This is a genomic window from Pseudomonas sp. Irchel s3b5, from assembly GCF_900187435.1.
In the GTDB taxonomy this organism is placed as follows: Bacteria; Pseudomonadota; Gammaproteobacteria; order Pseudomonadales; family Pseudomonadaceae; genus Aquipseudomonas.
The window spans coordinates 242,090-265,758 of sequence record NZ_FYDY01000001.1 but is presented as its reverse complement, the minus strand read 5'-3'; the positions used below and the strand labels follow the sequence as shown (position 1 = coordinate 265,758).

Sequence of the window (23,669 nt, the reverse complement as noted above, 5' to 3'; positions counted from 1 at the left end):
AATGAAAAGCGGACAGTTTGCGCGTGGCGATACTGACTTGTTTTCCGGCGTCGAACCGTAAGCCTGATACCCCTCCGCCGGGCGGGCACCATTGTGTAGGAGCGAGCCTTGCGTGCAGGTGGGGAACCGTCAGTTGCATCTCAATAGAACAATCATAGAGAGCGCAGAATGAAGTTCAGATTTATAGACAACAGCCAGCCGAGCCGTCGGCGGGTGCTACGTGATGGTGTTGCCCTGGCGTTGGCGGCTTCGCCCTTGGCGAGTCTTGCCAAGGCAGCCGATGAAAGCGCAGTGGCCAGCGCGTCTGCCGATGAAGTGACCTTTGCGGCGGGCCCACGACCGTTGGTGCAATACCCGCAAAAGCGCCCGTTGACCCTGGTGACGACCCGTCCGCCGCACCTGGAGACGCCGTTCCCGGTCTTCAACGAAGGGCCAATCACCCCCAATGACGCGTTTTTCGTGCGTTATCACCTGGCCAATTTCCCGACCAGCATCGATCCGGACACTTACCGTTTGACGGTCAAGGGCACGGTCGAGACGCCGCTGTCGTTGTCCCTCGCCGAGCTCAAGGCGATTGCCGAACCGGTGGAAGTGGTCGCCGTCAATCAATGTTCGGGTAACAGCCGTGGCTTCTCGATGCCACGGGTGTTCGGCGCTCAGTTGGGCAATGGTTCCATGGGGAATGCGCGCTGGGTGGGGGTCCCGCTCAAGGCCGTACTGGAAAAGGCCGGGGTCAAAGCCGAGGCCGCGCAAGTGACCTTCCGTGGGTTGGATAAACCGGTGCTGGCGAGCACGCCGGAGTTCATCAAGGCGCTGGACATCGGCCATGCCATGGACGGCGAGCCGATGATCGCCTGGTCAATGAACGGCACCGACCTGCCATTCCTCAACGGTTACCCGATCCGCCTGGTGGTGCCTGGCTATTTCGGCACGTACTGGATCAAACACCTGAGTGAAATCGAAGTCGTCGACCACACTTTCGACGGTTTCTTCATGGCCAAGGGTTACCGCCTTCCGGATAACGATTGTTTCTGCATTGCCCCCGGCACCACGGCGGCGAAAACCCTGCCGATTGCCAAGTTGGCGATACGCAGTTTCATCACCAGCGTTAAACACGGCGATGTATTGCCGCTGAAGAAAAGCGTGGTGCTCAAGGGCATTGCGTTCGACGGTGGCGTGGGGGTCAACAAGGTCGAGGTCTCGATCGACGGCGGGAAAACCTGGAGCGAAGCCAGACTGGGCGAGGATCTGGGGCGTTTCTCCTTCCGTGAGTGGACACTGCCGATCACCTTCACCAGCAAGGGCGCGACGCAGTTGATGGTGCGCGCAAGCAACAGTGCGGGCGAAACCCAACCGATGAAAGCTGACTGGAACCCTAGCGGTTACCGTCGCCACGTCGTGGAAACCAGCCACGTGACCGTCGCCTGAGGAGAGCCGCATGAAACCCATGAAATTCATCACCACCTTGCTGTGCGCGGCTCCGTTTTGTCTGGCGACCCTGGCTAGCGCCGCGCCGCTGTCCATCACGCTGCCGCCCGAAACGGCAGTGTTCAAGCCCAGCCCCCTGCCTGGCTACGCATTGGCGCAGCAGAAGTGTTCCGTCTGCCACTCGGCGGATTACATCAACTTCCAGCCGCCCGGCCTGAGCCTGGCGCAGTGGACCGCTGAAGCGGGCAAGATGCAGCACGTGTACGGCGCGCCGATCAGCGATCAGGACGTGAGTGTGATCGGTGCCTACCTGGCGGTGACCTACGGCAGTGCCAAGGCGAGCGATGCCGATGTCCAGGCTGCCTCGAATCCCCCGGCGGCCCAACCCGCGACGCTGGCGGTGGCAAAAGTCGACACCAAGACCTTGCTCCAGAACAACGCTTGCCTGTCCTGCCATGCCATCGATCACAAGGTGGTCGGCCCGGCCTATCACGACGTGGCGGCGAAATATGCCAAAGACCCGCAGGCGCTGGACCGGGTAATGTCCAGCATCCAGCACGGCGGCAGCGGCAAATGGGGAGATGTGCCCATGCCGCCTTTCGCGCAACTGAGCCCGGACGACCTGAAAAGTCTGGCGACGTTCATCCTGAGTCAGTGAACGCTGGCCTGACGTGAAAAAGCCCACTGAACCGGCAACGGTCAGTGGGCTTATTGCTGTGCAGGTTTGCTCAGGACATCGAGGTGTTGGCGGCACGGAAGCGCTTGAGAATGTCCTGATACATTTTGCTTCGTCGATGGTCCTGGGCATATCCGCCCGCCGCCGCGACAGTGCCGGCCTGAACGTGGTCCAGGTACTTGAATATTTTTCCGGGCGAAAGAAACACGACCTCATGGCCAAGCCCGATCACTCGATCCTGCAGTTCATAACCCGGCACACGATCGTCGATCTGGAAATGCAAACCTCGTTGCTTCATGAGCCGGCAATTCCACAAGGTGCAAAAGCTCTTCAGGTAGGTTTCCCGGTAGGGTTTTGGCGCTCTTGAGCGCAGGCCCAGGGATTGCTTCAGGCGTCTTGCGTGATGCTTCACAAAACGCGAAGTGAAGCGCCACACGGTCCGTGGCAGACCCCGATCGAGTTGCTCCGTGCAACCGACCGCGGCAACGTTGGGGTTCTTGTTGCAATGGTCCATCATCATTGCAAACACGTCGGCATCGAAGACGAATGTGTCGGTGTGCATCAGGAACACATAGTCGGTATCAACGTTTACCAACGCCATGTCCAGTGCCTTGCCATGGGCAATGTGGCCCGGCTCTTTGCCAGGTGACTGGCGTTCGATCAGCTTGATCCAGTTCAGTGAGCGCAGGTAGGCGACGCTGTCGTCTGCGGAGTCGTTATCGACGACCCAGACCGGGATGTTGTGTTTTCGGGCATGGGCATGCAGCAGGTCGAGGCAGATCCGGGTCAGATCAAGGGTTTTATAGTTGACCAGGACGATACTGAAAGTTGGCTTGGAAAGAGTGTCGACGGTGCCCATCTTCGAGATGCTCGGCTATCTGAAAAGCCGCAGAGTAATGATCCAACCTTAGCCGAAACTTAATTTTCCCTGGCGAGAGGGCGGCGTTTGTTACTCGATGTGTTTCAAACGCGTGATGTGACAACAGGACAGTCTCTGCCTATCCTGCAACCTGCGTCACAGGGCGCCTCGATGTTTCCCTCCGCATACACTTTCAGGACCGAAACTTTGCAAATATCGGTGTTTGTCTTGATCACATTTCCTTGGTGCAGGGTGGCGGAATGAAGTTGCGTAAACCCTTTCCCGTCGACCTGCGCGGGCTGATCCTGTTATTCGTTCTGCTGTCGGTACTGGCGACGCTGTGTAACAGCCTCTTTGTCGCGTATCGGGTGCAGCGCCAGGCCTTGATCAATTCGACGCTGGAGGCCAACGGGGCCTACGCAGCGAAAGTGGCCTCCAGTATCGGTGAGTTCCTCGGGGAGGCGCACAGCCGCTTGAACTACAGCGCCAAAACGCTCGCCGAGCACTGGCACGATCCTTCGAAGCTGCACGAGGAGGCGCTTCGCTTGCAGGCGCAGGACACTGACTTCAATTCCATCGCCATTGTGGATGCCGCCGGCAAGGTGCTTCAGGCGTATCCGGATACGTTGCAAATCACCGGGAGTACGGTGTCTTCGGAAGGTATCGTCCAGGCACTCAAGGAGCGCCGTCCGGTGGTCAGCACGGCTTACGTATCCCTGGCCGGGAATCTGGTGGTGTTCATTTCGCAACCGGTACTCAACCGGTCCGGGGAGTTCCTTGGCGTGGTGGGTGGCTCCGTCTACCTGCTCAAGCAAAGCGTGTTTCACACGGTCATCAGCAGACATTTTCATCACGGGGGGACCTTTGCCTTTGTGGCGGACGGTAATCGGCGGCTGCTGTATCACCCTGACCAGAAAAGAATCGGCGAAGTCCTGGGCTCGAGCCCGACGGTGGACGCCGCCTTGCGCGGTGAAGTGGGGACCATGGCCGCCCCGAACTATCAAGGCATACCGATGCTGTCCGGTTTTGCGCCGGTGGCGGATGCAAATTGGGCGGTCGTGGTGCAGCAACCCACGGAACGTAGCCTCGCCCCCCTGGACCCCCTCATGCGCAACATGATCCTGGGGATGGTGCCTGCCGGCATTGTCGGCGTGGGCCTGATTCTGCTCGGCACGACGCTGATTGCCCGGCCTTTGCGCCAGCTGTCCGCCGCCGCCAATCAACTGGCCGCCGCAGAAACCGCCGGGGAACTGCAACGCATCAATGCCTGGTACCGCGACGCCTCGGCCATTCGCCAGGCGATGCTGACGGGCGTGCAATTGCTTCAGCAGAAGTTCGGCCAACTCAGCCACGAAGCGCAAAGCGATCCGCTGACGGGCCTGGCCAATCGTCGTGTCATGGCCAGCGTGCTCGATCTGCTGACGAAGACCGGACAGCGCTACTCGGTGCTGGCGCTGGACATCGATCACTTCAAACGGGTCAATGACACCTTCGGGCATGACGCGGGTGACGTTGCGCTGAAGACGGTCGCCGACATCCTCAAGCACAACTCCCGCACGGCGGATGTGGTCTGCCGCGCCGGGGGAGAGGAATTTACCCTGGTCCTGCCCGATACCCCGCTGGAAACCGCCAGGGCCATCGGGGAGCGGATTCGCGAACATGTCGCTGACACCGAGATCCCGGGCGTTGGACGGTTGACCATCTCCATCGGCGTCGCTTGCCGGGGCGACGAGGCCGTGACGCCGGAAAGCCTGCTGAAGCGGGCCGATGAGTGTCTCTATCGCGCCAAGGAAGGAGGGCGCAACCGGGTGGAAGCGTAGGTGCCAGCGATCGTCATTGCGAGTTATCTGCCCAATTCAATGTGGCCGCCTCACGCCACCGGACATCCGTGACGCCGTATCTCTGCGCCAGAGGCCTGGAGTAGATTTTCAATGGCGGACGCCCGGGCTTGGGGATCGGCGCTATCCCGGCATCGCAACCGGCCCGGATGACGAATGTTCTGGGCTGGTCATGAAGTTTGTATTCGATAGGGTAGAGGTCGATGTGACTCATGGCAGCGCTCCTGTACTTGTAAGTAAGGGTGCGTTGTTACTGCAAAAAAAATCCGACTATTTATTGGGCTGTTTTTCATATAAACGCGCCGGTAAAAAACAAGGTTCAAATACACCCATTCCAACCATGCAGATGCACTAACCGGTGTCTGTATTCATGTGGTTTTTTCTGTGGACTGCCTGCATCAGGTTGCGCAATTGGAGAGTCGCCTGCGCAATCGGGGAGGTTGTCGGGCCTTGCAATCGCTAGCTTAGGGTCCATCCAATAACAAGACCTTGCTCCAGCAAGGCTTATGCAATTCAGGTTAGCCAACGCCCTTTGTACGGGAAACCTTTAGCAGGATGGGAGATTTCCCCCCAACGGATGCTGTTCATCTTGATACCGGCGCGACGTCTTCTGACTTACCTTGGGTAGACAAGAGGCGTGTCGCCGTAGCGGACTGTTCCAATGAGCCCGCCAAGCGTTTACCCCAATAACAACAATAGGCCTGACCATGTTCGAAAACATCGCTTTTTATATCCCTCATGTCATCCGCCTTTCGGTAGAAGAGGACTCGATGTTCGGCTGCAGGCGTGTTTTGTCATCAGTTTAATTCTGCTCCTATAAAAACAGTGCCCAAGCACATACAGATGTGGAGATGTTAGATGTATCAGGTAAAGCAATCTTGCCGTGGGCTCGGTATCGCCAGCATGTTGGGGGTTATCTGTTCTCCCTTGGCGGCGCATGCCGATGTTATTGATGACAGCCACTTCAAAGTGGATACGCGTAACTTCTATTTGCATCGCAACTACACCAATAACAATGCGCCGGTGCCTGAAGTGCATAGTTGGTCTCAGGGTTTTGATGCGCAGTTCACTTCCGGTTACACCGACACGGCCCTGGCCTTCGGCCTCGATGTGGATGCGCAGTCCGCCGTGCGCCTGGATTCGTCGGGCAACGACGGTTCGCTGCCGTACAGCGTCCACGACCAGCAAGCAGCCGATGAATACAGCCGGGCCGGCGCTACCTTCAAGACGCGCTACAGCAAGACCGAGCTGAAGGTCGGCGACCTTCGCCCACAATTGCCGGTGGCGTCCGATGACCCCAGTCGGCAGTTGGACACCATCTATCAAGGGGCCGTGGTTGAGTCCAAGGAAGTCGATGGGTTGACGATGACCGGCGGCCGTTTCTGGTCTGCCGTGACCCGCGAATCTTCCAATCACGAGAAGTTCTACAAGTTTGGTTCCACCGATGATCGCGACAGCGATGGCCTGGACTTTGGCGGTGCCACTTACGATATCTCCAAAAACCTGCAAGCCAGTTACTTTTATGGCGTGCTGCACGATATTTATCAGCAGCACTATTTCGGCCTGATGCACATGGCTGACTTGGGCAATGGCTACAAACTGAAAACCGACTTGCGCTACTTCAATAACAATGAAGATGGCGACGCTTTAAACGGTGAGATCGACAACCGTTCCTACGGTGCCTTGTTCACCTTGCTCAAAAGCGCCCACATGTTTGGCCTCAGTTACCAGCGCATGCTCGGTGACAGCGTGTTCCCGACCATGAACGGCTATATCCCGCAACCTTACCTGGTGCACTGGTCATCCCTGGGCTTTGTCCGCCCGGAAGAAAAGTCCTGGGGCGCGCGCTACAGCTATGACTTTGCCGGGATGGGCATGCCGGGGCTGAAGTTCTACACCCGCTACATCAAGGGCACCAACTGGGACCGTGGCGGCAACCTCAGCGACAACGAGGAAAGCGAACGTTTCCTGGGGCTCAGCTACGTGGTGCAGAGCGGTGCGCTGCAAGGCCTTGGGCTGGATCTGCGCAACATCGACGTGAAACAGAAGTACGGCTACGACTACAACGAATTCCGTGTCGCCACGACCTACACCTGGAAGTTCTGGTAAGCCCGGTCCGTCCGGGGATTTACTCCATAACAATAAGAGGCCTGATCATGTTCGAACCCATCGTCCTTTACATCTGCCGTGCAACTTCCCAGTCGGTGTCCCGTGCACCGTCACCCGGCGCGCTACGCGCATGAGCGGATTCCAAAAGGAGCAAATACTGATGAATATTCAGGTCGATAGCGCGGTCCTGCAGAAGAAGAAAACCTACATTTATGAATGGTACGTGGTCGGCCTGTGCATGATCGCGTACATCTTTTCATTTGTGGATCGGCAGATCCTGGCGCTGATGATCGAACCGATCAAAGCCGACCTGCAGATCAGCGACACCCAGTTCAGCTTGCTGCATGGGCTGGCCTTTTCGCTGTTCTACGCCGTCATGGGCATGCCCATCGCCTATCTGGCCGACCGCTTCTCCCGGCCGAAGATCATCGCCGCCGGCGTGGTGTTCTGGAGCCTGGCGACAGCCGCCTGCGGTCTGAGCAAGAACTTCCTGCACATGTTCCTCGCCCGCATTGGCGTCGGCGTTGGTGAAGCGGCTCTGTCGCCTTCGGCCTACTCGATGTTCAGCGACATGTTCCCCAAGGAGAAACTCGGTCGCGCCGTAGGCATTTACTCGATCGGTTCATTCGTCGGCGGTGGTCTGGCGTTCCTGGTCGGTGGCTATGTGATCTCGATGCTCAAGGACATGAGCACCATCGAGGTCGCCTTCCTCGGTGCGATGAAGGCCTGGCAACTGGCATTCTTCATTGTCGGCCTGCCCGGTATTTTGGTCGGCCTGTTGATCTGGCTCACCGTGCGTGATCCGGCGCGCAAGGGTCTGCAGGTTGATGCGCAGGGTCGGGCGAAGAAGGTCGCGCTGAGCGATGGTTTCCGTTTTCTCGGTCGCCACCGTGCCACCTTCACCTGCCATTACCTGGGCTTTTCGTTCTACGCCATGGTCCTGTTCTGCATGATGAGCTGGAGCCCGGCGCTGTATATCCGCAAGTTCGGCCTGTCGCCGATGGAAGCGGGGTACATGCTCGGCACCGTGCTGTTGCTGGCCAACACCACCGGTGTGCTGTTCGGTGGATGGCTCACCGATTATCTGGCCAAGAAAGGCCACCAGGACGCAGCCATGCGTACCGGCGTGATCGGTGCCCTCGGCATGGTGGTGCCGGCTGTATTGTTCCCCCAAGTCGATCAACTGTGGTTGTCGGTGACGCTGTTGGTGCCGGCGATGTTCTTCGCTTCGTTCCCGATGCCGGCGTCCACGGCGGCGATGCAGATCCTCGCGCCGAACCAGGTGCGTGCGCAGGTTTCCGCCATGTTCCTGCTGATCAGTAACCTGCTGGGCTTGGGGCTGGGGACCACGCTGGTGGCGCTGTTGACCGACCGTTACTTCGGATCGCCCGCGGCAGTCGGCTCGTCGATGTCGCTGGTGATCGCCGGTGCATCGGCATTGACTGCTCTGCTGCTGTGGCGTGGTTGCGGTCGTTTCCGCGAAAGTTATGCCCGGGAGTATCCGACCGGGGCTTGATTGGTCATAGTCCATGATCGGTACCTCGGCCTCGCTCCTGTGAAAGGGAGCGGGGCCGACACGCTCCAGATCAGGAGAATCCTTGATGTTGAATGACGTACACCTGTTGGAACGGCACAGCCTGCTCAGCTCGGCCGATTACCGCGAGATCAAGGACAAGGTCAGCCAATACCTGTGCCCGCACAGTTTCAACGTGCTGCGGGACGAGCCCATGTACACGCAACTCAACGGCGTATTTTTCGGTGATTCGGCGTTGCTCGACTTGCGCTATGGCGCGCCGGTGGAAATCACCATCGGCGACATCGCCGATCAGTACCTGTTTCGCATCACCTTGCAGGGGCATTGCGAGGTGGCCCACGGGCGGCGCAGCGCAGCGATGCAGTCGGGCTACCTGAGCGTTTCCTCGCCGTTTGCGCAAAGCCGCATCGTCACCGATGGCGAGTGCCGCAACCTGATCCTGCGCGTCGACCGGGATGCCCTGGAGACACAACTGCAACGCCTGCTCGGTCGCAGCCTGCGGCAGTCGGTGATCTTTGATATCAGCGTCGACCATCTCGGCGCCGGCGTCGTCAGCCTCTATCACACCCTCGACTACATCTGCCGGCTCTACGGCAGCGGCGTCGACGGTTCGCGTCTGGCCAGCGGCCTGTCCGAATACCTGATGCAGTTGCTGCTCACTCAGTTGCCGCACAACTATTCGGCGGATCTGTTGATCGATTCGCGTGCGCCGCTGCCGCACCACGTCAAAAAGGCCCGCGACTACATCGAGGAACACCTCGACGAACCGATCAGCCTGGCGACCTTGAGTGAATTGTGCGGCGTCTCGGTTCGCACCTTGCAGAACGGTTTCAACCAATTCCTTCAGCAGGCACCGGTCGAGTACATCCGCGACCGTCGGCTGGCGGTGATCCACGAATCGCTCAAGCAGGGCAGGGCCGGCGAAACCGTCACCGATATCCTGTTGCGTCACGGCATCAACAGCTTCGGGCATTTTTCCAGCGCGTATCGGCAACGCTATGGTTGCCTGCCGTCGGACACCCTGCGTCGGCAGAAGCATTGAGACTTCTGCGCAATCCGTCATTCGGCTGCGCAATCGGATAAGTGCACGACGGTGCGGCTCGATAGGATCGAGTCTCTAACAAAAAGGAGTATCTGCATGAATATTACCGTGCTGGGTGGTGGTCACGGCTGTTACGCCGCTGCTGTCGAAATGGCTGAAAAGGGACACCAGACCCGCCTGTGGCGTCGAGACTCCGCCGCGCTCAAGGCGCTGCTGGCCATCGGCAGCCTGACCATCAAGGACTACAAGGGCACTCGCAAATTGTCCGTCGGCCAGCCCGGCGACAAACTGTCGTTCACCGACGACCTGGCCGAAGCCCTGGCGGATGCGCAACTGGTGATCATCCCGTTGCCGTCGACTTCCCATGAGGACCTGGCCAAACACGTCGCGCCGCACCTGCACGACGGTCAGGTGGTGTTCCTGCCGCCAGGCACTTTCGGCAGCTACGTGTTCGCCAAGGCCATGGTCGATGCGGGCAACCACAGTAAGGTGGCCTTTGCCGAGACCGGTACGCTGCCGTACCTGGTGCGCAAGCACGGTGCCAGCGATCTGGTGATCAGCGGTTACGCCACTCGCCTGCCGACCGGCGTATTCCCGAGCAACCTGTCCGAGCATGCTTTCGCGGTGCTGCGTGAAGCCTACCCGAGCGTTGAGCCAATCGAAGATGCCCTGAGCGGTGCGCTGATGAACGCAGGTCCCATCATTCACCCGCCGCTGATCATGATGAACGCCGGTCCCCTCGAGCATTTCGAGGCCTGGGACATTCACAACGAGGGCACCCAGCCGTCGATCCGCCGCGTGACCAATCAGCTGGATGCCGAGCGCATGGCCGTGCGTGAATCACTGACCTACGGCGCGCCACACTTTCCGCTGGCCGACCACTACAACACCACCGAAGGCGACGAGTGGATGTACGGTCGCGGCGCTCACGGCAAGTTGACCGACAGTGGCGACTGGCGCGAAGACATCGACCTGCAGAAGCATCGCTACATGCTTGAAGACACCCGCCTGGGGTTGTCCTTCCTGGTGTCCGTCGGTCGTTGGGCCGGTGTACCGACGCCGGTTGCGCAGGGCTTGTTGAGCATCGCCTCGGTCGTCGCCTGTCGTGATCTCTATGCCGAAGGCCGCACCCTGGAAAACCTCGGACTTGCGACGCTGAGCCGGGCACAGATGACCGAGTTGCTGACCAAGGGCTACAACTGATGAACGCCGTGCTGCCGCATGTCAGCGTGGTCGGTGCTGGCCGGATGGGCGAGGGTATCGCGTTGGCGTTCATCCATGCCGGTCTGCCGGTCAATCTGATCGACATCAAGGATCGCGCCGAGGATGAGCGGCGCGGCTACTTCGAGCGCGTGCGGAACAACATCCGCAGCGAACTGCAGATGCTGGTACGCCTGGGTGTGCTCGAGGGGGATCAGGCGGACATCGCGCTAGCCCGGCTGACGGTGCAATCAAAATCCCAGGCCGCGGCGACACTGCCTCAGTGCGACCTGGTGTTCGAAGCAGTGCCGGAAATCATCGGGGTCAAGCAGGAGACCTTCGCCTGGGTCAGCGAGCATGTTCCGGCGTCGACCATCATCGCCTCGACCACGTCGACGTTTCTCGTTACCGAACTGAGCGAAATGGTCAGTGAACCGCAGCGCTTTGTGAATGCGCACTGGCTCAACCCCGCGTACCTGATGCCGCTGGTGGAAGTCAGCCGCAGCGACGCGACCTGCCCGCACGTGGTCGAGCGACTGCTGCAATTACTCAAGCGAATCGGCAAGGTGGCGGTGGTGTGCAATCCAGTGGCTGGTTACATCGTGCCGCGCATTCAGGCGCTGGTGATGAACGAGGCTGCACGGATGGTGGAGGAGGGTGTGGCCAGCGCAGAAGACATCGACACCGCGGTGCGTGTCGGCTTCGGGCTGCGTTTCTCGGTGCTGGGGCTGCTGGAGTTTATCGACTGGGGCGGCGGCGACATTTTGTACTACGCCTCGCGCTACCTCAGTGGTGCGCTGTCACCACGTTTCGAATCGCCGCAGGTCATCGCCGACAATATGCAAAACGGCCGCAATGGCTTGCGCGATGGACAGGGATTCTACGACTACCGTGACATGGACGTGGACGCCTACAAGCAACAGCGTCTGGGGGATTTTGTGCGCAAGCTGGAGTTGTCAGGGCTGACACCAGCGTTCGAAGGGGCGTTGAAGCAGGTTTGAGCGTGATTTGAGCAGAGCGACCCTCAGGGCCGCTCTGCTCAAACAAACATCAGAACAACACGTAGGCCGAAGCAGTTGTCTGGTTCAGGTCGATGTCGCCGACTTCCAGCACTTCGTATTCAGCGCGAATACCGATGTTGCGAAACACATCAAACTCAACGCCGGCACCGTAGGTCAGGTCAACGCCAGTGTCATCATCGGAGGCATTGCCATCGGCGTCCCAGGCATGGGCGCCAACGATACCGAACAGTCGCACACGATCACCCAGCGGAAAGCCGAGGTGGGCGGCGGCCTGTACAGATTTACCGTCGAAATCGAGGTCCTTGTCCTCGAACTGGCCCAGATCAACGTAGGCACCTTCGAAGGCCAGGTAGCCGTTCAAACGATAACCTGCAAACACCTTGTAGCTGTTGTCTTCATCGCTCAAATGGGATTTGTCGGTTTCAATGCTGGTGACACCGGCGCCAAGATACAAACCTTTATCGTCAGCGAGTGCCTGAAAAGACAGCAACGAAAGCAGGGTAGCGAAGCCGAGGTTTCGAAATAGCATGGGAGGTGTAGTCCTTCTACAGGTTGTCGATTGTGAGGTGTTTGCCGGGAATTTGAGCGAACACAACGCCTGATAGAAGTCATTGATTGGTATTTTTGAGCCGCCTCAATCCGCGTGAGGATTGAGGATCATCGGGCATTGAAAATAGCGTCTGGCCAATGCCTGGGCAGGGAGCGCCTTGGAAAACAGCCAGCCTTGGGCCAACACCACACCTTCTGACGCCAGGTGCGGGAGTTGAAGTTGAGTCTCTACGCCTTCGGCGACGACCTTGAGCTTCAGCGCCCTGGCAATATTGGCAATATGGCGCCACAGGGCATCCGGGGCCGCGATCTTGTCGTGCTCGATGAATGAGCGATCGATTTTCAGGATGTCGACGGGGACGGATTCAATGAGCGAGAGACTGGAGTAGCCGGTACCGAAGTCATCGAGCGCAATAAGGTGCCCGTACGCTCGAAGTTTGTGCAATTGGACCGCTGCGGTTTTCTGGTCCAGCAACGCTCTTTCGGTGACTTCAAAAACGATGATGGACGCCGGCATGTTGTACGTCGCCATGATGCTGGCCACGAACTCCGGAAAGGTTGGGTCGAGAATGTCTTGGGCGGAAAGATTGATGGTGATGTAGAAATCCTTGCACGCCCAAAGATAGGTGCTGTAGTCCTCGGCGACCTGGCGTATGACCGAGCGCGTCAGCTCGCAGATCAACTCGGAACGCTCTGCCGCCTCGATGAACACGTCTGCCGCAATGGCGACGCCGTTGGTGTTCCAGCGAGAAAGCGATTCGGCACCGACCAGATTGCCCGTCCTCAAATTGACGATGGGCTGGTAATGAACATCCAGCTTGTTCGCCCTGATGGCCTTGCGCAGTTGAACGACGGTCGAGGTGCAATACCGCTGGATTCGCCAGGTGATGTACAGCAGGGCTGCCGCCATGAAAGCCAGGGCAATGAATAGCTTCCACTTGAGACCTGTGAGATCACTCACCGGCAGTGAAATGACCGAGATCAGTGCGTTGTGACTGCCCGGAAAAGCGACATAGACGTAGTCTGCCGTGGTGACGAGCTCTTCAAGGGGCAAGGGTTGTTGCATGTTCAGGTTGGGGCGGCTCGTTGAGGTCATGGGCCACACGCCGTCTGGGCCTTGGAGCTCCAGTTGCACATCCTGCGGGATGTTCAGGTTATCCAGGAGTATTTCCTTGTTGACCCACACGTAAGCTGATTGCTGCGAAATGATGATGAAGTCCGTATCCGCGGAGGCTTGCGGGGCGGAACTCATTTCATAGACTCGCCCGTTGACGGGGCGCCGATTCTTTTCGTGTCCCACGGCTACCGAAGCGATCTCCTGGCCGTAGGAAGAGCAGATCTTGCCGTTATCGAGCTGGACCGCCGCCTGATAAATGAAACGAAAGTTTTTTACCGAATTCGCTATTTGGGAATACTGCTCGCTGGAGCAATCCTGGCTGGAACGATCAATGCCGCTGAGGGCTTCCAACGCTTTACTGATCTGGCTGTTGGGTTCGACTTGAGCGGAACTGAAATCTTCATGGATGTTTTTCAAGCGCTTTTCTATCAGGTTCTCTGCAAGCCCCCCGGCAAAAAACCATGCGGCCGTACCCACGGCAGCGGTTGCGCATAAAGCTAACGAGTGTCTTTTTAGCAAGGCTTTATACGCGGCGATCATGAAAACTCCAAAAAGAGATCTGGCCCGAAGTGAGGGTGCGCGTTAGAAGCCGTCGATTAACCAGGCTAACGCGACACCACACAAATAGGCGGCGAGGCAGAAGATGACTTTCTGTTTGAGCGGAAGTGAGTTGAGCCGATATCGCATGCCTATCTCCTTGAATTAGAAATAAGCAATGCTGGCAATTCAGGTTGGCGGATGAAAATTATTGATTGTTATTTTTAGACTCGGAATAGCGTTCACTCGCCCCTTTGTTTGCTCAGCGGTTGGACGTTGACAGCCTGGCGGCATTACGTCGGGCCGTTTCTGAGGGGATCTCCCCATAAGCATCCTGATACGCCTTGGAGAATCGGCTGAGATGGTGAAAATTCCAATACATCGCCGTTTCGGTAACGGTTGGCCATGTGTTGCAGATCAAATCCCGGCGAACATTGGCGAGTCTCAGGTTTCGCACGTAAGCGATCGGTGAAATCCCGAACGTTTCGACAAAGCCGTGATGCAAGGTGCGCGTGGTGGTTTCAAGCTGTCTGACCAGCGCTTTCATGCAAAGCGCCTTTTTTGAATTCTGATGAATGTACTCGATGGCTTCGATCGCGACTTTTCTGCGTGTCGGAGTACGAAGCGCGGAACGACCGGCCGGTCTCAATGCTGTTAGCAGGGACGTCAGCAACGCATCTTCAATGGCTGAGATCTCTGAACCGCTGCGCTGTTGTAAAGGGGTGTTATTGGCATCGATAAAGTGAGCATTGATGGCCTCAATGGCCGATTGCATCAATTTGAAGTTTGCAACCTGAAAGCGATGCTCGTTTCGACCGGCAAGCACGTCGATGGTCGAGTGACCTTCAAGGCACTGGACATAATGTTCCATTGTCGTGGTCAGTGTGAAAAGTGTTTCGTTGGGCTCGCAAACGTAATGCACGGGCTCGCCGCTGTACAACACGATGATTTCGTTAGGTCGCAACTTGTGATCATTGACAGTGGGGCGACCCACGGAAGATTGAGAAATGGCTACGCTGACAAAACCATGAGGTACCGAGCTGACCAGAGTGACCGCAGAATCGAATTCCAGTCGACTGCATTGAAGTCGGGGACCATCAATGACCTTATGTTGTCGAATGCTGGCTTCATACTCTGACGGGGTAAGGCTCATTTCCCACCGCCCAATCGTGCGATGGGGAGTGTCCGTCGGCGTAGACGTTACATGAAAGACTTCATCAGGGATTGTGCGGCACATGGAATGAACGCTCTTCAGCTAAATGGATAGTTCTAAGTAGAGGCACCTGACTTGGCCTCGGTCCTGGCGGTCAGATCGATGAGGTTGTGAGTGTTTCAGACATCGACTTCACTGAATCCGGCGCAAGTGCTAACGCGGCTGAAAAAACATACGTATCGTTCAAAGGTAAATCCAACAGGCTTTGTAGTTTTTCCGGTGCAATGTTCGAACCAAAGATAGCCGTCTGTTGACTGGCCGAGCCAATGGCCGATGCGTCAAAGGCAAAATACTCGTCCACACGGTAGTCTGAACAAATCTTGTAATCGGCCTGTTCTTCGCTCAGCGAATTTTTGTTGCTTTCAATGCGTGTCATGTCGGCGTTGTAAAGTTCTTTGTCAGTGGCCATGGCCTTCAGAGAAAGCATTACACCAAACGATGCGGTGGCGAGGTTTTTCATCAGCATTGACGTGCTTCCTTGTTAATGAATTTTCTGAAAAAGCATAATGTCAGCCGCATCATTGCCACGGCCTGGTCAGTGGATACTCTCGCTGCCATCTTGCTTATTAAAATCAAAAACTCATATTTTCGAGGTTGCCGACAGCACTGCCGGGTGTCATTCAGATTGATTGCAGGAGCATGGAGCCGTGGTGCGCGCTGAGTGACAGCGCATACGGCTCCAGAAAAAAGGAGGGACTTTAGATGCGGGGAATGTCCGATTCAAGTTAATAATTCTTATTTTTTTCTTGAATGCACAGGGACGGCAAGGCCTGGCAGGTCCTTTTGCCAGCAAACGCTTAGTGATTCATGCAGCGCAACCGACCCAACTCATGCACGTAAAAACAAACGGCGCTTTTGTTGGCGGTAGGGATCAATTCGTAGTTAAGAACGGCGCCTTCCTGGAGTACGTATTGGCGCCTGAAGAAGAGGTCGGGTGTCTTCTCAATGGCGAACAATTCGTTGTCCTGACTCAGCTTGACGCTGCTGATCTTTATTTGAACGTGATGGTTACTTTCGCGAACAACATCCGCTGAAATAGTAGCGTTGCGAATTTTTCCGTTCAGGCTTTCCAGAGTGGTTTGGGTCAGTCGGCCGTGTCCGATGGTCAGATACTCTTCAGTGTTGAGCTGATTGGTATCTTCGAGCCATTGCCGGGTAATGGTTTGATAGCTGGTATTTTCCATGTAGTAAGAGGGCGAATAGAACAGGGAAAAAATACAGGCAGCGTTGATGAGCCCAAGAACTATCCAGTGAGTCCAGGAAGGTATCGTTGGCTTCATATTGTTGCTTCCAAACATTGGCGAATCATCAAGGCAAGGTCTTTTTGGTCGCTATTGAGTTGTAAGTTCGCTGTGCTCATGTCTGGGCGAACGCACGAAACAGAATAGGTAGATTTATAGCGATTCAGCCATACCTGGCCTTTCAGGTTTGGCGAAACCTGTTGAACCTGTTTCGCCGAATCATCCCTCAGTGATTCAGCTTCGGCGACGCTGTGCCCGACGGCATGGATGACTAAGTTGTTCTGTTCAATGCTGGAAATTTCTATCTTCGGTGTGTCGAAGCCAGAGTGGAAGCCCGCGAAGGCGCATACCCCCAACGTCAGGACATAACCGATTGATTGGGCTTTGTTGATAAAACCGGATGTTGTGGTTTTCTCTGGCGGTATCAGCGGTACAACAGTTTCAGCGGGTGCAGGCTCTTCAATGACGGGTGCATCAGGTTGCCCGACCACTTCTATTGGCGCCGGTAAATCTGTTTGATCTTCGATGACGTACTGACGGTTGAAGCAATAGCCTCTTCGAGGAACCGTCATCAGGATTTCGTGATCCCGATTATCGTTCAAAATATTTCTAAGGGAGAAAACAGCCTGATTGAGACTGCCAGAGGCGACAACGCGATCATTCCAGGTGTAGTCGATGATCTCTTCACGGTTTTTGGTCTGACCAGGTTCCATCAACAGCAGGTCCAGCAGACGCGACTCAGCTCTACCCAACGTGGAGTTTTGAACATCTCCATGGGGAGTGGTGATGGAAAGCAGGGCGGTGTCCGGGTCGAAAAGGGCCTTGGCACCATTTTTCAACTTGAAGGCGTAACGCATGGGAGTCCTCCGTTCAGTTGGTTCTGGCTGAGTATACAGATGGTTTTGATAGGCTGGATTTGACGCAATCCGCTCTTGTGGAGAGAGGAACAGCTATCCACGTGCAAGCGCAGCCGGTGCGCAGAGCGTCACGATACAAGGCTGAAATAGCCCATCAAAAATTTCACTGGAATCAAGCAAGAGCAAATCCACGGGTTTCAATCGAAGCCAATAATGATGCTGGCTGTGAGTAATTTGCGCTATCCGAAAAGTGCGAGGCGGGGTTTGGGCGGGGCAGCAATCTCAAGTCAGGCGGGCGTCTTTGCTCAACTGATTCGTATTTGCGCAGGGGTATTCAATCGTCAATTTAATGCTGAACAGTGATTGCAATGTTCATTAGCAATCAATAGTCGGTGCGCCTGGCCGGTACTAATCATTATTGATCCGTATTAACTTTGCGTCCGGATCAATGCAGTTTTAAATGGATGTCGGGGATTGTGGACGCTGTCGTGGCATAAGCAATCCTCATCTCTCGTTTCAAATCCTTTGCCCCACGTCCTTCCATGGTGGACGTGGGGTTTTTTTATGCCTTGTTTATGGCCAATCGCAACGAAGAGTCCGTCTCCACCCCGGGATCAAGGCAAGACGTTGTAGCCATGCTGTTGCAGGCAACTGGTGTACACGGAGTTGTTGGCGGTGATGTTTTGTTCGGTGGTGCCAGCGTTTTGTCGGCGTTCCTGGCGTTGCCTCGATCCCCCGACCACAACACCTGCCGCCGCAGCGCTGCGCGCATTGTTCTGGCGATAGTCTTGCTGAATGTCGTCGTCAATCTGGTCGTAGACATTGTCATGTTGCTGACCCCGGACCTCCGCCGCAGCAGCTCCGGCGACCGCAGCGGTGGTGGCGCCTTTTACCCGGCCACCGGATGGCACCGTGGTTTCTATGGGGAATTGAGCATTGGCTTGTGATTGGCAAGCGCCGGTGTCTTGCTGGATGGTCTGGGAGGTTTGGCCTTTTAGTGGCACCACCGTCACCGCCAACGCACTGGAGCTGGCGAGCAATACCAAGGTCGATAGGGTAAACGTTAATTTTTTCATCAAGTCGGACTCTCGTTAAACATCGTTAAGCCGTCTAACGGTTTGCTTAGGGAGACTGGCGACTGAAACCCCATGCCCGTCAAATGCGCAGTGCAACCCAAGGTCATGGATGGCAGGCAATTGAGCGTTTGCAATGGGGTATCGCGGGGTTGTTACTGCTTGTTAAGCAGAGCCTGCATGTCGCTGGTCATGCCTTTGAGTGCAACTTTGAAGTCATTGGCGACAACTGGCTGGCTTTCGTTTTCCAGGGTCTCGCCGAATACCTTGCGCACCATCTTGGCAACCGGCATACCGGTTTTTGCGTCGATCAAGTCGGCTTCGATAAACATCTCGGCTGTCTGATCACGGTGGCCGGTGACCGCTTGTGTCGTCGCGACAATGGCAGCGATCGGCACAACCTCATACCAATGCATGCCTTCGTTGTTGGCGCTGACGTGGGTGATCGCTGCTTGCAAGATCAGGGTCCGCGAATCGGCCGGCACTTGCTGTGTGTCCGATACGACGGTGTAAGAGGGGGCGAACGCATTTCGGATGCTGTCGCTGGCCATGGCCTGAACGTCTTCCAGGGTCTGCAGGTTGACGCGCTGGGTCGGTTTCGGCGATGGGTACAGCTCTACTTGCTTGAACACGACTGTGGAGTAGGCTTTCGGATCAAACCCTGGCGCTACCCAGCGCATGACCTTCTGTTCACTCGACGTGGTCTGCTCTTCCAGCCCCTGATAATTAGGCAGGAAGCCCGAGTATTGCTCCGGCTGCGCGACCTGCGAGACACAGCCGACCTGAAATACGCAGCTCGCAGCAATACCCACAATCCATCTATTCGACATGCTCATTGGTTCTGTTCTCAGTGGTGGAAGTTTTCATACAGATTTTGATGCGGGGGCGGATGCTGCCCGCAGTGGCGGGATAATCCGAATCAAAAACCCTCAAACACGATTAAACTTCACCACCGGCGTGTTTTTGGCCGCGTGTCGGGGTAGGGGGCACAGGCCCGAAGTTTTAAGCTGATATCATTCGAACACTGACAAACCGAGCAAAAAATATGAACCGTCGTAAAAAAATAAAACAGTTGTTACAGGCGCACGCCAAAAAGGCGAGTGCCAAACTGGCACCGGTCAACAAGTCTAAATACATCAGCAAGGCTGACCGCTTGAAGCTGGCTGCTGAGGCCACTCCCGACACAGTCATCTCCCCGGAAAGCGGATCCATCTAGCTCAAGCACCGATCCGCTGATTCGAAGGGACAGTCTTCGTCTCGTCGATTTTTTACGCTTTCTTTACGACTGCTGTTTTCGCCCTCAAAGATACTGGCCGCGTTTTCTAGACCGTCCATGCGCCTCGTGGCCCAGTGGCCCAGGCAAGTCGTTGTGCCCAACGACGGCATGTACGTCCTGCCCGCCATTCGAGAGACGCGAACCTTGAGCCAGACAGCAATCGGCGCACATGAAAACCTGCCATCCAAAACCTCGGGACTGGGCTTGCTCGTCGCGGCGGTCGGCGTGGTTTACGGGGACATCGGCACCAGCCCCCTCTACACGCTCAAAGAAGTGTTTTCCGGGCATTACGGCGTTCAGGCCAACCACGACGGCGTGCTGGGTATTCTGTCGTTGATTTTCTGGTCACTGATTTGGGTCGTCTCGATCAAGTACGTGCTGTTCATCCTGCGTGCCAACAACCAGGGCGAAGGCGGCATCATGGCGTTGACCGCGTTGGCCCGCCGCGCGGCCGCCCCTTATCCGCGCATGAGTAAAATACTCGTTCTGCTTGGCCTCTTCGGTGCGGCACTTTTTTACGGCGACAGCATGATCACCCCGGCTATTTCGGTGCTCTCCGCGGTTGAAGGGCTGCAGCTGGCGTTTGACGGAATCGAACACTGGGTGGTGCCTTTATCCGTGATCGTGCTGGTGGCGCTGTTCCTGATACAGAAACACGGCACGGCCCGCATCGGCATCCTGTTCGGCCCGGTGATGGTGCTGTGGTTTGTCGTGTTGGGTGCGCTGGGTGTCTATGGGATTGTCCAGCGACCGGAAGTGCTGCAAGCGCTGAACCCTTACTGGGGCGCGTATTTTTTTATCGCACATCCGGGAATCGGCGTGGCCATCCTGGGGGCCGTGGTACTCGCGCTGACCGGTGCTGAAGCACTGTATGCCGATATGGGGCACTTTGGTCGCAAGCCCATTGCCCGGGCGTGGTTCATCTTGGTGTTGCCAGGATTGGTACTCAATTATTTCGGCCAGGGTGCCTTGATCCTGGAAAACCCTGAGGCGGTGCGCAATCCATTTTATTTGCTCGCGCCGGGCTGGGCGCTGCTGCCGATGGTCGCGCTCTCCACACTGGCGACGGTCATCGCGTCTCAAGCGGTAATCTCCGGTGCTTTCTCCCTGACTAGCCAGGCTATCCAGCTGGGGTATGTCCCTCGCATGTTTATCCAGCACACCTCCAGTCAGGAGCAGGGACAGATTTACATCGGTACCGTTAACTGGGCGCTGATGGTCGGTGTTGTGTTGCTGGTACTGGGTTTCGAGTCGTCCAGTGCATTGGCCGCGGCTTATGGGGTTGCGGTGACGGGCACGATGTTGATCACCACGATCCTGTCTTCGGCGGTCGTCCTGCTGCTCTGGAAAACTCCGCGCTGGCTGGCCATCCCGATTTTGCTCGGTTTTCTGCTGGTGGACAGCCTGTACTTCGCGGCCAATGCACCAAAGATTTTTCAGGGTGGTGCATTCCCGGTGATTGCCGGCATTGCTTTGTTCATTTTGATGACCACCTGGAAGCGGGGTCGCAAGATCATTGTTGAGCGATTGGACGAAACCGCATTACCGCTACCGTTGTTCATCAGCAGCATCCGGGCGCAGCCGCCTCATCGCGTACAAGGTACGGCGGTCTTTCTGACGGCGAGGGCCGACGCCGTTCCGCATGCCCTGTTGCATAACCTGCTGCACAACCAGGTCTTGCATGAGCAAGTGGTGCTACTCACCGTCGTGTCTGAAGACAGCCCTCGTGTGAGTACTGATCGACGGTTCGAGGTTGAAGCGTACGGCGAAGGATTTTTCCGGGTGAACTTGCACTTTGGCTTTATCGAGGAGCCTGATGTCCCGTTGGCGTTGAGTCACTGTCATTTGGCTGAACTGGATTTCAGTCCGATGCGCACCACCTATTTCCTGAGCCGCGAAACAGTGATCCCGACCAAGCGCATCGGCATGGCCCGGTGGCGAGAAAGCCTGTTCGCCTTTTTGCTCAAGAACGCCAACAGCAACCTGAAGTACTTCAAGTTGCCGTTGAATCGGGTGATAGAGCTGGGCACGCAGGTTGAGATGTAAGGAGCCGGTGAGGCGTCGCATGGGTGGCCGTTGATCCCGGCCGTCAAGCACAATGTTGGCTCCGATCATCCAGGCCCAGCCCCCGCGCTGGGCTTTTTTCTGCCTGGCGTCTGGTCCTGAATAAGGTCTGCAGCTTCTGGCTTCTTATCAGGAAGGCGCAATGGATACGGGCGCAAACGGGTGAGCCTCATGACTTTTCAGCGTTTTTCAGCGTTTTTCAACCGCTGGCGGGCAGGCCACTGCTCATTTCAGAGCGTTTCTTTGGATGGCATGTACTAATTGCAAAAAAACCATCCGTTCGTGACCGTTGCGCAGAAGCAGAAAATATCGAACCGGTACTTGAGGTGCACTCGCACACTTCGAGCCGTTTAAATTTAAAGTGGGCTGCGCACTATTATTCACAGGGATGGCCTCATCCAAACATGGACCTGCCAGAGATGCCTTATGCGCGTTAATTTACCTGTCACTGATTGCGAAAGAGTTTTTTCAGCTGAGCAAAAGTTAATCTCTACCACGGATTTGGATAGTCGAATCACCTATTGCAATGATGCATTTATTGCAATCAGCGGTTTCGAATCCGAAGAAATTATCGGACAGACGCATAACCTGGTGCGTCATCCAGATATGCCGCCTTCAGTGTTCGGTCACATGTGGGAAACCATCAGGCAAGGCAAACCCTGGATGGGGATCGTCAAGAACCGTTCGAAGAATGGTGATTTCTACTGGGTCAACGCCTATGTCACCGCCATCTATGAAAATGGTCGAATCAGTGGTTATGAGTCGGTGCGTTCACTGCCGACCAGTGCCCAGATCCAACGTGCAACCGCGCTCTACGCTCGACTGCGTGCCGGAAAAAGCCCCGTCGCATTAAGTGCACGCATTTGCCGTCCGGTTCAACGCGGCTGGCCATTTTTCCTGGCCGGTATAGTTTCATTACCGGGTGTTCTCTGGCTTGCACAACCTCAGGCGCTGGCGCTGATGACGGGGAGTCTGATGGCTGCCTGGTACGTGGTCGAGCGCCGTCAGCGCAGAACCATCGAGCGCACCCTGGCTGAACATCCGAAAGCCTTTACCAGTCAACTGGTAGCCCTCACTTACAGTGACAACCCCGGCGTTCAAGGGCAGCTGGATCTGGCCATGCTCAGTGAAGAAGCACGTCTGCAAACGGCGCTGACCCGACTGGTCGATACAGGGGTGAGTGTAAAGGCCGAGGCAGGGCTGGCCTCTGAACTTTCCGGTTCGCAGGCGAAGTCTCTGGATCGTCTGCGCAATGAAACCGATCAGTCTGCTGCTGCCATTTCCCAGATGGCGGCGACGATTCAGGAAGTCACGCAAAACGTGCAGAACACCGCGAATGCGGCGTCCGAGGCGGACCAATTGGCACGGCAGGGCGGTGATGTGGCGCAGCAAAGTCTGCGAGCCATGATGAACATGAGTGAAGCTGTGAGCGAAATTGGCCAGGCGGTCAATGCGCTGGCGAGCGAGACCCAGTCAATAGGCAGTGTGCTGGATGTGATTTCGTCGATCGCCGACCAAACCAATCTATTGGCGCTGAACGCGGCCATTGAAGCGGCTCGGGCAGGCGAGCATGGCCGGGGTTTTGCGGTTGTCGCCGACGAAGTGCGCACTTTGGCGCAACGTACCCGGACCTCGACCGAGCAGATCCATGGAATCATCGCTTCCCTGCAAACCGGTTCTGATCGGGCGGTAGTGACCGCGAGCAGAGGTGAACAGATTTCCCGTGACAGCATGCAGAGTGTCGAGGCGGTGCAGTCCGCCCTTGTCGGCATCAGTGGGGCTGTCAGCCGAATCACGGAAATGAGTCACCAGATGGCGTCGGCATCGGAAGAGCAAAGCCAGGTGGCTGAAGACATCAATCAACAGATCACGCGTATTGCCCAGTTGTGCGATCACAGCGCCGGGCAGGCCAAGCAAGGCGTTGAAATCAGTCAGGAACTGGAACGTATGGCGGAGTATTTGCACAGCCTGGCTGAACGCTTCAATCGGTAATAACCCATCCCCTCGAACACCCACAGGGACGTGGGGGTACGC

General features: G+C 56.6%; 20 protein-coding genes and 2 pseudogenes. 12 read left to right on the top strand and 10 right to left on the bottom strand.

Features of this window, described 5'->3' with window-relative positions:
- The first annotated feature begins 168 nt into the window (after positions 1-168).
- Together CKW15_RS01155 and CKW15_RS01150 are read left to right on the top strand one after the other, a co-directional pair.
- A complete protein-coding gene (locus CKW15_RS01155; protein WP_095151333.1) occupies positions 169-1,428 on the top strand; it encodes a molybdopterin-dependent oxidoreductase in 1,260 nt (419 codons plus the stop codon).
- 10 nt (positions 1,429-1,438) lie between these two features.
- Entirely contained in the window at positions 1,439-2,086 is a 648-nt protein-coding gene (locus CKW15_RS01150; RefSeq protein ID WP_095151332.1) for a c-type cytochrome, read from the top strand.
- 70 nt (positions 2,087-2,156) lie between these two features.
- On the opposite strand, the gene CKW15_RS01145 is transcribed toward CKW15_RS01150, so the two are convergent.
- Complete coding sequence (locus CKW15_RS01145; protein WP_095151331.1) at positions 2,157-2,963, bottom strand: glycosyltransferase family 2 protein; 807 nt, start codon at positions 2,961-2,963, stop codon at positions 2,157-2,159.
- 260 nt (positions 2,964-3,223) lie between these two features.
- Between CKW15_RS01145 and CKW15_RS01140 the strand changes: the two genes are divergently transcribed.
- Complete coding sequence (locus CKW15_RS01140; RefSeq protein WP_095151330.1) at positions 3,224-4,783, top strand: sensor domain-containing diguanylate cyclase; 1,560 nt, start codon at positions 3,224-3,226, stop codon at positions 4,781-4,783.
- A gap of 13 nt (positions 4,784-4,796) precedes the next feature.
- On the opposite strand, the gene CKW15_RS28610 is transcribed toward CKW15_RS01140, so the two are convergent.
- Positions 4,797-5,015, bottom strand: a complete 219-nt coding sequence (locus CKW15_RS28610) for a DUF6555 family protein (protein ID WP_095151329.1) — start codon at positions 5,013-5,015, stop codon at positions 4,797-4,799.
- A gap of 644 nt (positions 5,016-5,659) precedes the next feature.
- Here CKW15_RS28610 and CKW15_RS01130 point away from each other — a divergent pair.
- From CKW15_RS01130 to CKW15_RS01110, 5 genes are all read left to right on the top strand, one after another.
- Positions 5,660-6,910, top strand: coding sequence for an OprD family outer membrane porin (locus CKW15_RS01130; RefSeq protein WP_095151328.1), 1,251 nt, complete (start codon positions 5,660-5,662; stop codon positions 6,908-6,910).
- 160 nt (positions 6,911-7,070) lie between these two features.
- Positions 7,071-8,426, top strand: coding sequence for an MFS transporter (locus tag CKW15_RS01125; RefSeq protein ID WP_095057735.1), 1,356 nt, complete (start codon positions 7,071-7,073; stop codon positions 8,424-8,426).
- Between the two features lie 85 nt (positions 8,427-8,511).
- Positions 8,512-9,486 carry an AraC family transcriptional regulator gene (locus CKW15_RS01120; protein WP_095057736.1) on the top strand — a complete coding sequence of 325 codons (975 nt, stop codon included), beginning with the start codon at positions 8,512-8,514 and terminating at the stop codon, positions 9,484-9,486.
- A gap of 96 nt (positions 9,487-9,582) precedes the next feature.
- The gene (locus CKW15_RS01115; RefSeq protein ID WP_095151327.1) at positions 9,583-10,689 is read left to right on the top strand and encodes an NAD/NADP-dependent octopine/nopaline dehydrogenase family protein; all 1,107 of its coding nucleotides are present in this window, start codon (positions 9,583-9,585) and stop codon (positions 10,687-10,689) included.
- Positions 10,689-11,687, top strand: a complete 999-nt coding sequence (locus CKW15_RS01110) for a 3-hydroxybutyryl-CoA dehydrogenase (RefSeq protein ID WP_095151326.1) — start codon at positions 10,689-10,691, stop codon at positions 11,685-11,687. Before CKW15_RS01115 ends, CKW15_RS01110 begins: the two co-directional genes overlap by 1 nt.
- 49 nt (positions 11,688-11,736) lie before the next feature.
- Here CKW15_RS01110 and CKW15_RS01105 read toward each other — a convergent pair whose 3' ends face one another.
- From CKW15_RS01105 to CKW15_RS01070, 8 genes are all read right to left on the bottom strand, one after another.
- Entirely contained in the window at positions 11,737-12,237 is a 501-nt protein-coding gene (locus CKW15_RS01105) for an outer membrane beta-barrel protein (RefSeq protein WP_095057739.1), read from the bottom strand.
- A 105-nt stretch (positions 12,238-12,342) separates the two neighbouring features.
- Positions 12,343-13,914 (bottom strand): EAL domain-containing protein, encoded by a 1,572-nt coding sequence (locus CKW15_RS01100; protein ID WP_095151325.1) that lies wholly within the window; start codon positions 13,912-13,914, stop codon positions 12,343-12,345.
- A gap of 259 nt (positions 13,915-14,173) precedes the next feature.
- Positions 14,174-15,064: a helix-turn-helix domain-containing protein gene (locus CKW15_RS01095; RefSeq protein ID WP_095057741.1), complete on the bottom strand. Its 891-nt coding sequence runs from the start codon at positions 15,062-15,064 to the stop codon at positions 14,174-14,176.
- A gap of 154 nt (positions 15,065-15,218) precedes the next feature.
- Positions 15,219-15,590 (bottom strand): hypothetical protein, encoded by a 372-nt coding sequence (locus tag CKW15_RS01090; RefSeq protein WP_095057742.1) that lies wholly within the window; start codon positions 15,588-15,590, stop codon positions 15,219-15,221.
- A gap of 331 nt (positions 15,591-15,921) precedes the next feature.
- Positions 15,922-16,404 (bottom strand): hypothetical protein, encoded by a 483-nt coding sequence (locus CKW15_RS01085; protein WP_095057743.1) that lies wholly within the window; start codon positions 16,402-16,404, stop codon positions 15,922-15,924.
- On the bottom strand, positions 16,401-17,222 hold the full coding sequence (locus CKW15_RS01080) for a winged helix-turn-helix domain-containing protein (protein WP_095057744.1): 822 nt from the start codon (positions 17,220-17,222) through the stop codon (positions 16,401-16,403). Before CKW15_RS01080 ends, CKW15_RS01085 begins: the two co-directional genes overlap by 4 nt.
- A gap of 614 nt (positions 17,223-17,836) precedes the next feature.
- Positions 17,837-18,298, bottom strand: coding sequence for a hypothetical protein (locus tag CKW15_RS01075; protein WP_095151324.1), 462 nt, complete (start codon positions 18,296-18,298; stop codon positions 17,837-17,839).
- 152 nt (positions 18,299-18,450) lie between these two features.
- Complete coding sequence (locus CKW15_RS01070; RefSeq protein ID WP_095057746.1) at positions 18,451-19,131, bottom strand: DUF3313 domain-containing protein; 681 nt, start codon at positions 19,129-19,131, stop codon at positions 18,451-18,453.
- 209 nt (positions 19,132-19,340) lie between these two features.
- Here CKW15_RS01070 and CKW15_RS01065 point away from each other — a divergent pair, with 209 nt between their 5' ends.
- The 4 genes and pseudogenes from CKW15_RS01065 to CKW15_RS28975 form a co-directional block, all read left to right on the top strand.
- Complete coding sequence (locus CKW15_RS01065) at positions 19,341-19,511, top strand: DUF2986 domain-containing protein (protein WP_095151323.1); 171 nt, start codon at positions 19,341-19,343, stop codon at positions 19,509-19,511.
- A gap of 264 nt (positions 19,512-19,775) precedes the next feature.
- Entirely contained in the window at positions 19,776-21,617 is a 1,842-nt protein-coding gene (locus tag CKW15_RS01060) for a potassium transporter Kup (RefSeq protein WP_371856280.1), read from the top strand.
- Positions 21,618-22,061: 444 nt separating this feature from the next.
- Positions 22,062-22,343: pseudogene (locus CKW15_RS28980) on the top strand (PAS domain-containing protein); the annotation flags it as partial.
- 300 nt (positions 22,344-22,643) lie between these two features.
- A pseudogene (locus CKW15_RS28975) lies at positions 22,644-23,627 on the top strand (methyl-accepting chemotaxis protein); the annotation flags it as partial.
- Positions 23,628-23,669: the final 42 nt, after the last annotated feature.